The sequence below is a fragment of the Acidovorax benzenivorans genome, assembly GCF_028680575.1.
Classification (GTDB): Bacteria; Pseudomonadota; Gammaproteobacteria; order Burkholderiales; family Burkholderiaceae_C; genus Acidovorax; species Acidovorax benzenivorans.
In genome coordinates, this window is record NZ_JAPCKI010000021.1 from 81,180 (window position 1) to 95,091 (window position 13,912).

The 13,912-nt window shown below is 63.8% G+C and carries 14 protein-coding genes and 1 pseudogene; 4 read left to right on the forward strand and 11 right to left on the reverse strand.

All coding sequences use genetic code 11. The features are described 5' to 3' along the window. Positions 1 to 184: 184 nt before the first annotated feature. Positions 185 to 532, reverse strand: coding sequence for a DUF2958 domain-containing protein (locus OIN59_RS23200; protein ID WP_274114322.1), 348 nt, complete (start codon positions 530 to 532; stop codon positions 185 to 187). Between the two features lie 214 nt (positions 533 to 746). On the opposite strand from OIN59_RS23200, the gene OIN59_RS23205 reads away from it, so the two are divergent. After that, positions 747 to 1,037: a helix-turn-helix domain-containing protein gene (locus tag OIN59_RS23205; RefSeq protein WP_274114324.1), complete on the forward strand. Its 291-nt coding sequence runs from the start codon at positions 747 to 749 to the stop codon at positions 1,035 to 1,037. A 367-nt stretch (positions 1,038 to 1,404) separates the two neighbouring features. Here the strand turns inward: OIN59_RS23205 and OIN59_RS23210 are convergent, their stop codons facing one another. Further along, positions 1,405 to 1,719: a DUF736 domain-containing protein gene (locus OIN59_RS23210; RefSeq protein ID WP_274114326.1), complete on the reverse strand. Its 315-nt coding sequence runs from the start codon at positions 1,717 to 1,719 to the stop codon at positions 1,405 to 1,407. Positions 1,720 to 2,643: 924 nt separating this feature from the next. Next, positions 2,644 to 3,132, reverse strand: coding sequence for an Lrp/AsnC family transcriptional regulator (locus OIN59_RS23215; protein WP_274114329.1), 489 nt, complete (start codon positions 3,130 to 3,132; stop codon positions 2,644 to 2,646). Between the two features lie 137 nt (positions 3,133 to 3,269). Here OIN59_RS23215 and OIN59_RS23220 point away from each other — a divergent pair, with 137 nt between their 5' ends. After that, positions 3,270 to 3,902 (forward strand): LysE family translocator, encoded by a 633-nt coding sequence (locus OIN59_RS23220; RefSeq protein ID WP_274114331.1) that lies wholly within the window; start codon positions 3,270 to 3,272, stop codon positions 3,900 to 3,902. 2 nt (positions 3,903 to 3,904) lie between these two features. After that, positions 3,905 to 4,207 (forward strand): thioredoxin family protein, encoded by a 303-nt coding sequence (locus OIN59_RS23225; protein ID WP_274114348.1) that lies wholly within the window; start codon positions 3,905 to 3,907, stop codon positions 4,205 to 4,207. 111 nt (positions 4,208 to 4,318) lie between these two features. On the opposite strand, the pseudogene OIN59_RS23230 reads toward OIN59_RS23225, so the two are convergent. From OIN59_RS23230 to OIN59_RS23245, 4 genes and pseudogenes are all read right to left on the reverse strand, one after another. Next, positions 4,319 to 4,543: pseudogene (locus OIN59_RS23230) on the reverse strand (DUF932 domain-containing protein); the annotation flags it as partial. Positions 4,544 to 4,883: 340 nt separating this feature from the next. Next, the gene (locus OIN59_RS23235) at positions 4,884 to 5,501 is read right to left on the reverse strand and encodes a LysE family translocator (RefSeq protein WP_274114333.1); all 618 of its coding nucleotides are present in this window, start codon (positions 5,499 to 5,501) and stop codon (positions 4,884 to 4,886) included. 15 nt (positions 5,502 to 5,516) lie between these two features. After that, positions 5,517 to 5,882: an antibiotic biosynthesis monooxygenase family protein gene (locus OIN59_RS23240; RefSeq protein ID WP_274114350.1), complete on the reverse strand. Its 366-nt coding sequence runs from the start codon at positions 5,880 to 5,882 to the stop codon at positions 5,517 to 5,519. Between the two features lie 35 nt (positions 5,883 to 5,917). Next, complete coding sequence (locus OIN59_RS23245) at positions 5,918 to 6,541, reverse strand: FMN-binding negative transcriptional regulator (RefSeq protein ID WP_274114335.1); 624 nt, start codon at positions 6,539 to 6,541, stop codon at positions 5,918 to 5,920. 87 nt (positions 6,542 to 6,628) lie between these two features. Between OIN59_RS23245 and pdxR the strand changes: the two genes are divergently transcribed. Further along, positions 6,629 to 8,116: a MocR-like pyridoxine biosynthesis transcription factor PdxR gene (gene pdxR / locus OIN59_RS23250; protein WP_274114337.1), complete on the forward strand. Its 1,488-nt coding sequence runs from the start codon at positions 6,629 to 6,631 to the stop codon at positions 8,114 to 8,116. 169 nt (positions 8,117 to 8,285) lie between these two features. Here the strand turns inward: pdxR and OIN59_RS23255 are convergent, their stop codons facing one another. The 4 genes from OIN59_RS23255 to radC form a co-directional block, all read right to left on the reverse strand. Continuing rightward, positions 8,286 to 8,495 carry a hypothetical protein gene (locus OIN59_RS23255; protein ID WP_274114339.1) on the reverse strand — a complete coding sequence of 70 codons (210 nt, stop codon included), beginning with the start codon at positions 8,493 to 8,495 and terminating at the stop codon, positions 8,286 to 8,288. 61 nt (positions 8,496 to 8,556) lie between these two features. After that, positions 8,557 to 10,635, reverse strand: a complete 2,079-nt coding sequence (locus OIN59_RS23260; protein WP_274114341.1) for a ParB/RepB/Spo0J family partition protein — start codon at positions 10,633 to 10,635, stop codon at positions 8,557 to 8,559. 75 nt (positions 10,636 to 10,710) lie between these two features. Next, positions 10,711 to 11,538 carry a DUF932 domain-containing protein gene (locus OIN59_RS23265; protein ID WP_274114352.1) on the reverse strand — a complete coding sequence of 276 codons (828 nt, stop codon included), beginning with the start codon at positions 11,536 to 11,538 and terminating at the stop codon, positions 10,711 to 10,713. 1,612 nt (positions 11,539 to 13,150) lie between these two features. Then, a complete protein-coding gene (gene radC / locus OIN59_RS23270; RefSeq protein ID WP_274114343.1) occupies positions 13,151 to 13,657 on the reverse strand; it encodes a RadC family protein in 507 nt (168 codons plus the stop codon). Positions 13,658 to 13,912: the final 255 nt, after the last annotated feature.

Here is a 13,912-nt window from a genome sequence, read left to right on the forward strand (position 1 = left end):
GACGGCCTCATGACCTAAAAATGTCATGCGGCACAAGCACCGTGCCCCAGCCCGCATGAAAGATCGTGACTGTTTTAGCCACAGATACACAGGTTTGAAGCAAGAGTACGGATTCAGACTGGTCAGGTCTGGAACAAGACGGAAATAGTCTCAATGCGCCCGGCTTGGCCGGGGCGCGAACGGTTCAATCCACGATGGAACCGTTCTCCTGTGCCAGAAGCAGGTATTCTGACAGGGGCCGTGCCGCCTGGAAATACCGATCTTGCATCACGGGCTGCTGGCGCGGCCCGACGATGGAGGCCAGATCGGACAGCTTCACGTGGCCCAGCTCGGGCATGCTGATCCCCAGGTCGATCAGGCCGTAGGCCGTGTCCCCATCGGCGGGATCGAGCGCGGCCAGCAGCCAGGTGGCGTGCGCGTCCGGCGTGAACAGCCGCACCACGGGCAACGGGTCAATGACCTGGCCAGCGGCGCGGGCCTGACCGTGAACCAGCAACTGCCTGCGCTCGTCCTCGGTGATGAGTCGGTTCATGGATGGCCCCTTCATTGATAAAAATCCGCCAAAGCGTGAAAGCGTAAAGCCGTATCGATGGATTTGAGGAAAAGCACGGATGCGATTTTGCGGTTCTATCGGAATCTACAAACGCGGATTTCCGTAATAACGCAGAAAAACGAAAAAGATCATATCCACGAATGAGTTAAAGATAACGTGGTTTTAATTGTGCTGCGACTTGACGCTTCTGTCCATGCAGAAGCGAACTGTCCAGCGCGGCCGACCGGCCGGCGCCACCACCTTCGACGCCGAGCTGGCCCAGGCCTTCGGCGCGGCGGTGCGTGCGCTGCGGTTGGAGCGCAGCATTGCGCAGGAATCGCTGGCGCACCAGTCCGGCATCGAGCGTTCCCACATGGGAAAGATCGAGCGCGGCGAACACATGCCCACGCTGGCGATCATCTTCAAGATCGCCGACGCGCTCGAATGCAGCACGGCAGTGCTGATGAGCACGACCGAAGGCCAGCTTGCTGCGGCCCGGTCGTAGCGATAGGAAGCCCGCCCTTGTGACAAGGCGCTGACCTGGCCGATCCGGCGCAGCCGGTTCGGGGCATTCAGGGGTGCCAAGCTCTGCGCGGCGGGGATAGCCCCTTGGGCTTTCCCCTGGAGGCAAGCGCCAGCGCGCAGCGCCGCAGGCGCGAAGGCGTGAGGGATTGATGCCGAATGGCCGTGACGACAAAGGCGGCACGGGGCGCAGCCCGAAAGCCTGACGGCGCATCGCGCCGACACGCCATGCCGTCCTCGCAGCCACAGATTCAAGCCATGCAGATAGAGGCTGCCGATATAGCCCTGCCTCTTGCAGTGGCGCGAAAGCAGCACAGCGCCCCGCCGCAACGGGCGGGGCGCCGCGGCCGTCAGGCCGCCTGCGGCTTGCTGCGCGACCAGATCAGATTGTGCGTGCCGTCCTCTTCCTCGATCAGGCGGGCGTAGACCGTCGCCGGGAACGAAGGATCATCGAGGGACACGGACACGTAGGGCCGCTCGGCCTTGCTGACTTTCTTCCACGCCGCGCCGATGTCAAAGCCTGCCGCCTGCACGCGGTAGTCGGGGGCGTGTTCGTTGTCCCCCTTGTCGTTGGGAGCCAGCTTGGCCTTGACGTTGAGCGTCAGGGTACGCAGCGTGCCGGTAAAGCCATCTTTGTCTGCGGTGAAGGTGCCGATGGTTGCCATGATGAATCTCCTTACGGTTGAACAAGGTTCGCGCCCATCGCGTCCTTGTTGTGATCCGACCGGCGGGGGACGGGCTGGCTGCACCGCTTGCGGGCGCAACGCAGTGGAGAGCCGGGAGGCGAAAAGAATTTGCTGCGCGAGGAAGCCGCGTAGCGGCGGGGAAATTGTTTTCGCTGGACGGTTGCTGCCATGAAGCCTGAGGCGCAGCCGCGCCCCCGCCAGGATTCACAACAACACAAGGACGCCTTGGGCCGAACCGCTCCGAAAGGAGATGGGGCCGACTCGGCATCCCTGCCCTAAGGCTTCTCCGGCTCGCCCATTGACGCAGGCCAAGTCAACCCCCCGACGACAAGCGAGAACGCCCCCGCTGCACCTGGCGGCGCCGCTCTTGAGGCGTGGCGTGGAAGCTCCATAGCAATGCCGGGCGGGTTGTCCGTGAACCGTCCTTCGTGACGTGATGGGCAGGAACCACCAGCGTTGAGGACGGCACGCACCTGCACAACCTGCCGCAGCGAGCGCCAGCGTGTTCGCCAGCGCGCCGCCTATCGCGGTGGGGCGCTGGCCCTGCCGATCCGGCGCAACCGGTTCGGCGGCATCGAGGGGCGCCAAGCACCGCGCGGCGGGGATAGCCCGCAGGGCTTTCCCCTGGAGGCAAGCGAAGCCCGATCACGCCAATGCCACGCCGCCTGAGCTTCCGTGATGGCGGCGGCGTTCCGATTCGGCTGTTGGCCTTGAACACCGGGCGCTGCTACTGCCGCGCCCAGATTTGCATTTCACCACGCCCAGGACGGAACGGCCTGGGCGTGGTGCTGATCGCGGTTATTCCTTCGTCTCGATGAGCCACCACACGGCACGCGGCAAGCCGAAGGCAGCCTGACCGCCGCCACCGCCCCCCGCCCATTGCGGTGGGGCGCATTTCTGGTGCTACGTCGCTTGCGGCAAATGCCCAAGCGGCAGGGCCGTCTGCGGTTTGACCGTTGCAATGGCGAAATTGCTGCGGATGTCGCTAACCCCCGGCAGCTTTAGCAGCGAGCCGAGCAGGAGATTCTCGTAAGCCGCCAAATCTGGCACGACGACCTGCAACAGGAAATCCGATTCGCCAGAAACCAGGTGACAGGACACAACCTCGGGCAACAGAACCACCGCCTTGCGAAAAGCGGTCGATGTCTCGTCTTGGTGACGTTCGACCTTCACTCCGACAAACACAGTCAATCCCAGGCCAATGCCTGCCTTGTCCACATCCGCGTGATAGCCGCGGATGATGCCGGCCTCTTCGAGCAGGCGTACGCGACGCAGACACGGAGATGGCGACAGACCCACTTCTTCCGCGAGTTGCACATTGCTCAGTCGGGCATCACGCTGGAGCGAGGCCAGGATTCGACGGTCAAGATTGTCTGGTTTAAAAATTGGCATGAAATAAATTTTGCCCCATGAGTATTAGCGTAATGTGCCAACATTCTATCCTTATAAAGCGAAAATCGCAATGCGTCCCGCCACTGTAAAAGCTAAACTTTTGGCTCTTGAGTTTGATGGCAGGAAGGCTTGCGGGCATGGCGAATCTCGGAATGTTCATTGGCGCATTGATCGCCGTATATCTGCTGCCTGGCCCAGACATGGTGCTGGTGCTCCAGACCTCCAGCACACAAGGGCGCGGATACGCATTGGCTACTGCGATCGGTCTGGGCGTGGCGCGAGCAGCGCACGTTACGTTGGCGGCAGTCGGCCTGGCCACGCTCCTCAAGACGATACCGTGGGCCTTCGAGGCAGTGAGGATGACCGGGGTGGCGTATCTGGTTTGGCTTGGAATCAAGATCGCGCGAGCCTCATCCCTTGCGCCGGAAGTCTCCACGGCAACGCAAGCCATCTCGGCACACGCCTATCGCGGGGCGGCATGGCGTGGCTTGTTGACCAACATCACCAACCCCAAGGCGCTGCTGTTCTGTTCGGTGCTGCTACCGCAGTTCATACATGCCGAAGCTGGCAACGTGGCCGGTCAGTTCCTGCTGCTGGGTACGGTGCTGGTGGCGATGGGGCTGCTGTTCGACGCCTTGTACGCCATCGCCGGCGTCGCCATGGGCTATTGGATAGCTAGGAATCCAGTGGTGCAGACAGTGCAGCGCTGGACATTTGCGGCATTGCTGATCGGATTTGGCGCGCGGCTAGCCTTCGCCGAAAGGCCGTAGTAATTGCCCGATGTCAGCTTCCGCAATCTAGGCGTGTCTTTTCACTTTGGGGTTCACCCCCGTGGTGCCCGCCCTGCCGGGCTATTGCCCCCTCCCTGGAGGAAATCTCCGACGAGCTCGAAGGAAGACTCCAGGTGATCAAGGTCGATATTGATCAGAACCCCGAGTTGGCTCAGCGCTTTGGGGTGCGGTCCATCCCGACGTTAAAGGTCTTCGTGGACGGTAAAGTCGCCGGGGAAATCGTTGGTGCGATGCCCAAACAAGCGCTGCAGGCCCACGTCGCTCCATTCGTAAAGGGCGTGTAGTCACGGCGATTGGTGCCCGCTTGCGCGGACAGGGTTTCGAGAGCGCCACGCCGCAATGGGCGGGACTTGTGGGGCTACGCCCCGCCTTGCTGCGGCAAGAGGCATTCTCGTTTCGCGCCCGTTGATCTGGCTGGCGTGGCGCAGCCGGATCATGTGCTTGGTGTAGTCGCGGCGGTCGTCGTGGCGCACGCGGGTTTGCGTCATCATGAAAGGCTCGAAGCCTTCCCCGCGCAGTTCTTGCAGCACGGTCGCGGTGGGGATGTAGCTGTACCGCTCGGAGCGGCTTTCGTGCGGTGCTTCCGCGAAGATGAACGGGGCCACGGTACGGATTTGGTCATAACAAGATCAATACAGCACACGCAAGCAAGGCATCGTGAGCCTGATGCGGCTGCTGTCTGGCCGATCCGGCGCACGCCGGTTCGGCTCTCCCCAGGGGCGCCAAGCCTGCGCGGCGGGGATAGTCCGCAGGGCTTTCCCCTGGAGGCAAGCGAAGCGCGCAGCGCCGCAGGCGCGAAGGCGTGAGGGATTGGAGCCGAATGGCCGTGACGGCAAAGACGACACGGGGCGCAGCCCGAAAGCCCGGCGGCGCATGGCGTCGGCACGCCGAGGTCAATATGGATCTAATTGCTTGCGAGTAGCGTGTCAGCTGCATGGTTCACTGTCAGTCTCTCCGACCCTAGGCCTCGCGCCGTGTCAGCGCCAGAAAGGCCCCCAGCCCCATCATCGTGGCCCCCGACATGCGGGTCATCATGCGGGCGCGGGCAACACGGGCCGCACCCGAGCTGAGCAGGCGGTGGGCGGCAAAGACCGCTACCACATCGACGGACGTATTGAGCGCAACGCAGAGGCTGCCCAGCAGCACCAGTTGCGGCACCAAGGCCGCGCCCGGATCGACGAACTGCGGCAGAAAGGCCAGAAAGAACAGCGCGGTTTTGACGTTCAATGCCTCGACCACGATGCCTTCGACCAGTGCGCGGCGCGCGCCTTGGGGCGTCACCGCCTCCACCGCGGCTGCCGGCTCCCGGCGCAGCCATAAGCGGATACCCAGATACACCAGATAGGCAGCGCCCAGGTATTTGAGCAGGGTGAACGCCACCGCCGATTGGGCAATGAGCACGGACAGGCCGAATGCGGCAGCGAGCACATGCAGCATTCCCCCCAAGCCGGTACCCAGACATGAGGCCAGCCCTTCGGATCGGCCGCCCGCCGCCGTGCGGGCGACGACATAGGCGATGCCGGGGCCGGGAGTGACGGCCAGAAGAACTGCCGCCAGAAGGAAAGCAAGGAATGACATAGGCGCGTGGAGATTTCAGGGGTTCAGAGCAGCATTGGCATCCCTGCTGTGCAAGGGCTGCCGGAAGTTCGCGAGAGGATGGGCAATGCCGCCATCACCATAGGAGCCCACCACCTGTGCGATCACCACGTGATAGCCCTTGAGCCATTCGGCCTGCCGCCGCTTGGCTTCAAGGTGGGAGGGATGGGTCATCAGCGCCTGCAGGGCCTCCAGGCTGTCCCAGTAATAGACGTTGGAGATCAATCCCAATGAGGGGTTTTCCCAAGTCTCTTCGCCAAGGTAGCCAGGAATGGATTTCGCGGCATCGGCAATGGTTTTGTCCAGGGCATGAAATTCTTCGTCCACTTCGCGCATGGCGAAGGTGAACGTGGAGGCATAGATCGTTCGCATGGGTCGATACTATCCTTGCAGCTTGCTCATTCGGCCTCGCGCATGCGTTGCGCCAGTTCGGTATTTCCAGCCGCCTGCAACGCGTCGGCGGCTCCCAGCCGATCGCGCTCATCCTTGTTCTGGCTGAGCTTGCGTTTGCACACCAGCGAGGTGACGGCGATCTCGATACCTACGATGCTCCGCAGCATGCCGTCGATGAATTCGGGCGTGGAATCCGACATCTTCCAGGGCCGTGGTTCGCCGGCCTCGTGCCGGCGCGTCAGCCGCCCGACCATACCGCGCACGAAGCGCTCGTCGTCGCGCACCGTCAGCAGGCCGTGCGCGTGCACCACTTCATAGTTCCAGGTTGGCACCTGTCGGTGCGCCTCGTGCTTACTGGGATACCAATTGGGTGAGACATAGCCCTCGACCCCGCGAAATACGACCATCACCGGGCTGCCCGAAGCACAGCGCTGCCACACCGGATTGGCGCGGGCCACATGCGCCGTGAGCATCCCATGCGTTCCCGCACCGGGATCAAACTCGAAGGGAAGGTGATTCGCGTCCAACCCCTCGGCATCGTGCGTGACCAGCACGCCCAGCGAGTGCTCGCGGATGATGCGGGCCAGTTCTTCAGGTCGGGTTTCATCGAAGTGTGGAGGGGTGTACATCGTAGGTAGGCGAATGAGACGGTATGAATGATCTTTACTTTCGTGGCAAACCGGCATAATTAGAAGATCCAGTTTTCAGGATTTTCAATGGGCCAGTTTCATAAGGGAAGCGGCCACCATCCGGGCGCTACTGGCTCGGGACGCCGCATCTACGACTTGCTGCGCGGCCAGATCGCCGACGGCACACTACTGCCGGGCGTACGAGTGATGTCGACGCGGGAGCTGGCTGCCGAGCTGGGTGTCTCGCGAACCACCGTCACCGCCGTTTATGAGCAGTTGGCGGCCGAGGGTTTTCTGGTGACGTCCATCGGGCGGACTGCCCGGGTCGCCAGCCCATTGGCGGCAGGCGTGTCCAGCGGCGAGGCGCCCAGGCGACAGGCCCAAGCTGCGCCTTCCTTGTCCGGGTTTGGGCGCCGGGTGGCGGACATCGGCGCCCCGGCCTTGCCCCATGCCGAGCGGGCCCGCTTTGATTTCCTATACGGTGCCGTCGCCTCCCGGGATTTTCCGAGCCTGGCCTGGCGGCGGGCCTACCAGGCCGCACTGCTGCACCAGCAGCACAGCTTGTATTACATGCAGTCCGAAGGCGATCCTGCGCTACGGCGTGCCCTGCAAGGCTATCTGCGCCGTGCCCGAGGCATCGCCTGCGATACCGAACAAATCCTGGTGGTGCATGGGTCACAGCAGGCCATCGACCTGTGCGCGCGGCTGCTGCTGGATGCGGGGGATGCCTTTGTCTTCGAGAACCCGGGCTACGTGATGGCGCGGTACTGCTTCGAGGCCACGGGCGCATACCTGCTGGCGACCCCGGTCGATGGACATGGCCTTGACACGGACCGCTTGCCCGAGGCTGAGCGTGCCCGTCTGGCCTATGTGACGCCTTCACACCAATTCCCGCTTGGGGGCGTGCTGCCGATTGGCCGCCGCCAAGCACTGCTGCAGTGGGCAGCGCGTCATGACGCCTGGATCATTGAGGACGACTACGACGGTGAATTCCGCTATGGCCAGCGGCCGATCGACGCGCTGCAGTCCATCGACACGGAGGGCCGCGTGATCTATGTCGGCACTTTCTCCAAGGTGTTGTCCCCTCAGCTTCGACTGGGCTACATGGTGCTGCCGCAGGCATTGGTGCCGGTGTTCCGGCAGGCCAAGCGCCTGGCCGACCGGCATGCCCCCCTGCTGGAGCAGCAGGTGTTGGCGTCGTTGATCGAGAGCGGTACCTACGAGCGCCATGTGCGGCGGATGCGCCGCGAAAACGAACGGCGCCGCGCAGCCCTGCTGCAGGCGATCGCGCAGCATCTTCCCAAGGATGTGCGGATCGACGGCACAGCGGCTGGCCTGCATGTGGTGCTGTGGCTCCCCTTCCTCAACATACAGCAGGAGCCTGCGCTGGTGGCCGCAGCCCGCCGCGAGGGTGTGGGCGTCTATCCGGTGGGGCCGCTGTTTGCGCCGTCAGCGTTGGATGAACAGCCCCGGTCGGCCGGGCTGATCCTGGGATACGCCAGCCTGACGATCGAGCAGATCCAGCAAGGCATATTGATCCTGGCTGCGGTGATCGCGGGAATGAGCATACGCTGACGAGCGTGGGAGTTGGATGTTCCTGGGCGCTGGCCTTGCGAGCCAGTGCGAAGGCGGCGGCGTTCTGATGGGGCTGCTGGGCCTGAAGACCGGGCGCGGCCACTGCCGCGCCCGGATTTTTGAATCCACCGGCCCCAGCGCGAAACGCTGGGGCCGGTGCGGATCGCGGTTATTCCTTCGTCTCGATGAGCCACCATACGGCACGCAGCAAGGTGCGGCCTGTGATGGGATGAATGTCGGTGAGGTCAGCGCGGGCCGTCCTGCCTGAAGGCGGTCGGTAGCCGCGCACGTCACCTTCACCGTGCCAGCGGCGGGCGCGCACCGTGCCGGGGGCATAGATCGCCACCATGCGCGGGTGGTTGGTCGTGGTGTGGTTCATGGGGCTTCTCCTTCCTGCGAAGCGCCCCGGTTGAGGCCGGGGCGCTTGCCTTCGGCGTGGGTCAAGCGGCCAGGGCCACGGCGGGTTCATCCGCCATTGCCTCGGCACCCTGCGAGGCGTCTTGCTCCGGGCCTTCTTTCTGCGCGCTTTCCTGCGCTGCCCGCTGCGGGCCTTCGGCCTTGAAGACGGCGGGCATCCAGCCCGTACCATCGGCCAGCCGTTCGGCCTCGCTGGCAATGTCGGCCTTCTTCAACTTCGCCAGCCGGGTGACGTGCTCGGGCGCGTACTCGCTCACGGCTTGCAGAATCGCTGCCTTCGGAACGTGCTTGAAGAAACCTTCAGCGGTCGGCTGCCACCATGCAGCCATGTCGAGGCCCACGGCCTGCGCTAGTTCCTCGCCGGGCTGGCGCCGGGTGGTGCGAAGCGTCACCACGTCCACCGTGGATGCCACGCATACCGCCAGCAGCCGCACCAGTTCATCTTGCGGCTTCGCCAGCAGCGCGACGAACAGTTCGGCGCTGTCCTCCGGCAAGGCAACACCTGCCACCTGTTGCAGTTCGCGCAGCGCCACGGCAGCGGGCGATTCCGGCCAGTCCGGGGCCATGCCCTCCAGCCGGTCTTGCACCGTGAGGCGAACACCTAACGGCAGGTCGTGCCCATAGTGGCGTTCCTGCAGGACGGTTTGCACCATGCCATGCACCAGCGCGGCCAGCGCCACCTGCGGATGCCGGGCGACTTCGATTTGCAGCGCGGCGGTGCGGTGGGCGCTCAGGCGCTGGGCCAGCCGGTCGGAAATGGTTGCGGCCGTGGGTACTTCGTCGGCGTCCTTGTCTTCTTCATCGTTCGTTCCATCCTCGCCGTTGAAGCCTTGGCGCAGCCGTTCCAGCGTGCGAAGGGCTTTCGCTTCCGCTTCGCGCATCAACCCGCGATGAATCACGGCCTCGCCATTGCGGTCGATGGTGATGATGGCGCCGGCTGCGGTCTTCACGCTCGGGGCGTACCCCTGCAAACCATCCTCCAATGCCTGCAACTGCTCGCCCAGGGCTTCGCCTTCCTCCTGCAAGGCTTCGGCCTTGTCCTCGTCCTCGGCATCCATCGCGGCATCCAAGGCTTCGGCTACATCCCGCATCTTGGCTTGCAGCTTCTCGATGCGCAGGGCTTCGCGCTTGCCCGGCGTGCGCCGCTCCCTCGGGGCGCGCTGGAACGCTTGCCGATCGGCATAGGTGGCGGCGAGTGCAGCATCCACCCAGGCCCATCCTTCGGCCTTCACCTCGGCGGCGATGCCCGCCAGCTTGTCTTGCGCCAGCCGTTCCAGCAAGGCCGCATCGTTGAGGTACACACCCGCATCGCCTTCCGCGAACAGATCCCGGCGAATCCCGCCGCCTGCGGCTTCGTAGGCTTCCAGCCCGACGAATCGCACCAGCGGATGCCGGTAAGCATCAATCTCGCGCTCGGTGAGGCGTTCGCGCAGCGCGGACGGACCGCGCTGCCACTGCGGCGCATCGTAGAACGCGGCGTCTTGCGAAGCATGATCGTCAGTGACGGCCAGTGCCATGAGTTGATCGAGCGTGACGGCATCGGCCCGGTAGTCCGCCATCAGGCGCGGCGAAACATTCGCCAGCTTCAAGCGGCGCTGCACCACCAGCGGCGTGACGCTGAAATCCGCTGCAATGTCTTCAATCGGTCGGCCTTCGGCCACCAGCGCAGCGAACGCTTCAAACTGGTCTGCCGGGTGCATGGCTTCGCGCTGCACGTTCTCAGTGAGGCTGGCCGTGCGGGCCGTGCCATCGGCCACCCGCAGGCAAGGCACCTCCCAATCCTTGGCGATGCGGTGTTTCTTTGCCAACAGCTTGAGGGCGACCAGCCTGCGGCCACCGGCCACGACTTCGTAATGCTCGCCATCGGCGGCAGGAATCACGATCAGGTTTTGCAACAGGCCCACGCGCTGAATGCTCGCGGCCAGTTCAGGGATGGACATGCGCGGGGTCTTGCGCACGTTGCGGCCCGTGGGGCGCAGCACCAGCCGCGACAGCGGAACCAGAATCATGTGTTTGCTCGGGTCGGCGGCTTGCAGCACATTGGGGGCGGTGCTGGCTGCGGTATTGACGGCGCGGGCTTCGGTGGTGGTAACGGCGTTCATGGTGAATCTCCAATCAAAGTGAAACAAGGAAATGGAGGGGAACCGCCCCTCCGGCGGGGAAATGTCGGAAAGGGTTCAGGCCTTGAGCTGGCGCATGCCATCGGCCAGCAGCCACAGGGCGCGGTTCAGGCGAATGTCGGAATCAATGCCCTGCACGGGGCGGGTCTGCTGCCTGCGGCCATTGGCGGCGCGGCCATGCAATCCGCCTTTGGTGAGGTTTTCTTGAGTGCGGTTGAATACGCTCCACAGGTCGGGGCGGCGATCCTCGAAGCGGCGCGGCATCAGGATTTGCGATTCCGTGATGGGGGCTGGCTTGTCGGGGTCGTCGTACTTCAACGCCAGCGCGGCGCGCGCGAACACTTCGGATTCGCCATCGTCCAAGGTAATGCCGCGCATCAGGTCGCGGGATTCCTTGACCCGCTCGAAGCCGCTCAACACCTCGTAAGCGCCCTCGATGACGTGCCCGGCCACATTGCCTTTGTGGGGCACGCGCACGTCGGCCACGGTGTCACCGCACACCAGCCCATTGCTGCACACGAAACGGAACATTCCGGCCAGCATCTGATAGCTGCTCGTGCCGTCATGCGAATTCAACAGCACGATTTCGTTGGCTTCCGCGCCGTTGATCTGGCTGGCGTGGCGCAGGCGCAGCATGTGTTTGGTGTGCTCGCGCTTGCCTTCATCGCGCACGCGGGTCTGCGTCACCATGAAGGGCTGGAACCCTTCTTTGCGTAGCTCGGTCAGTACGGCGGAAGTGGGGATATAGGCGTACCGCTGCGAACGGCTTTGGTGCGGCGCGTCCGCGAAGATGGACGGAGCCACCCTGCGAATCTGGTCATCGGACAGCGGGTAATCGCTGCGCAGTGCGGGGGAGTGGTTTGCGAAACGGGATGCGAGTTCCATGGTCTTTCTCCTGAAAAAGTTGGCTGTTGAAGAAGCCGCACACCGGATTCCTAGATTCGAAGCCCAGCCTTTCGGCTGTTCGGTGCGGTCGGCACGAAGAACCCGGTTGGCCTCGTTGCCACCGTCTTTCCTGAGTTCATCGCCCGCGACGAAAAGGAGCCCGTGGACGGTGGCCGTCAAGGAGACAAGCGCAGGGTGGGTGCGGCCCGCAGGCGCAGCCGAGGACACGGCCCTGCGCGCCTTGACGGCACACGGCCGCGGGCTACAGTCGCGAGCAAGGTGATGGAGTCAAGGAAGACGGCTGAACAAGGCAACGGCCATCCCTTTGTGCCGACCGCACGCAAGCGAAGCGCGCAGGCCCGAAGCTGGAAGCCGGGACGGAGGCGTCAGCCGAGCGGAGCGAGGGAACGATGGAAGCCCGAAGGGGGCGAGACTCGCGCAGCGAGGCTCGATGCGCAGCACGACAGCGCGACCGGCCGTGTCTCTTGGCCGGAGACGCCCAGACCCGAATCGGCATTCGGGTACCTGAGCACCTGTTCGATGGCGGGCTCCGGGGTACCGACAGAACGGGCTTGGTCAAATCCGCTACCAGGCATCTTCACCATCAAAGAAAGGCCATGAGCGCACCCCCATCCGATAGCCCGAAGCAGATCTGCGAAAACATCCTCGTCGACGGGAAGCGCTACAACATCGAGCACCGAATTCTGCCCAGCGAAAACGCTATTGCCGATCGGCTTCTCGCTCGGGGCATTGAGCTAACCGAGGCCTACGATGAACTGCATGGCAAGCTCCACGCGCACCCGCGCGCGCTGCAGAACTTCCTAGGGCTGGTGCTGAGCACCGCCGCATTCTGGAACCCGGAGAAGATTGCGGTGGCGCGTGCCGCACGCGGCGATCTCGGCAACGTCAACCAGCAGATTGCGAGGAAGGCGGCAGAACTGGCCGGTCTGCTGCAGCAGCGCTCCGATCTGCACAACACCTCCGGCTTCAGCACCGACACCCACTACCACGTGTGCGATGTGATTGAGGCGGCAGCCAAGAGCAATTACCTTTTCACGTCGTACGTCCAGGAGCGTCTCGATGACCTTCACGGTCAGTTCGATTTGAAGTATTGGCCGTCGCTGAGCGACTTCCTGCAAGAGCTGGCCTCCGATGCCGAGGACGCAGTCATGGAAGCCACAGACCCCTTGACCGCTGCCGCTACCATGGCCTCGCGTCCGTCCCGGGCCGATTTCATCAAGGCGCTGCTCGCAGCCATCGAAGAGAGCAGTGGGCGCAACCACGGCCAACTGCCCAACGACTTCAAAGCCGCCGACAACACGCTCGCTTGCCTCGCGAGCTGCGTGTTGGACCTGAGTGCCGAAGACCTGGTCGATGGCCCGTACGTGAAGCGGCTCCGTCAGCGTGAGCGCGACGGATTCAAGTACCTACCGACGGGCCTTCCGGCGACGTCGGTTTGGGGCCGATCAGGCGCAGCCTGTTCGGCGGCCTTGCAGGGGCGCCAAGCAACGCGCGGCGGGGATGGGCTTCCAGCCGATCCCCTGGAGGCACGCCAAGGACCGGAGGTCGATGCACAAGGCGCAGCAAAAAAGGGGGCCGAAGCCCCCATGGATCAGATCAAGCCCCGCTCAGCAAACGACGCCGTGTCGTTGCCCGCCACAATAATGTGGTCCAGAACGCGCACGTCCACCAGCGCCAGCGCATCCTGGAGGCGCTTGGTCAGCATCTCGTCGACCCGTGAAGGGTCGGGATTCCCGCTCGGATGGTTGTGGCTGATGATCATGGCGGCCGCATTGTGCTGCATGGCCAGCTTGACCACTTCGCGCGGATAGACAGCCGCTTGGTCGATGGTGCCCTGGAACAGCTCAACGTACTCGATCAGGCAATGCTTGGAATCCATCAGCATCACGGCAAACACTTCGCGCTCGTAGCCCGACAGCTTGGCCTTTAGATAGTCCTTGACCTCGCTCGGCGACGTGAACGAGGCACCGCGCCGGATCTTCTGGTCGATGACCTGGCGTGCGGCTTCCAGAATCTGGTCGGCCGTCGCCATGAGGTAGCGCCCCTGGTCGTCACGCACCAGCAGAGAGGAATCCAGTGACAGGGAAAGTTGCGACATGATCGTGCTCCGGTTGCTCGGGCGGAATTGCCCGGAACCGGCTGCAGCACGGCGCAGCGCAAGCAGTCAGGGGTCGCAGACGGCCATGGCCGCAAGAGCCGAAGGCGCGCCGCCCTTGACGGCGAGAACGTGCGACCTGCAAGTCGCTTGAATTTCTGTTTCACGGAGGTAGATATGACCTGATGAAACCGGCTGTTCCATCAGCCGTTCCCTACCCGGACATGCGGAGCTGGCAACGGCTCGGTGTGAAGCTCC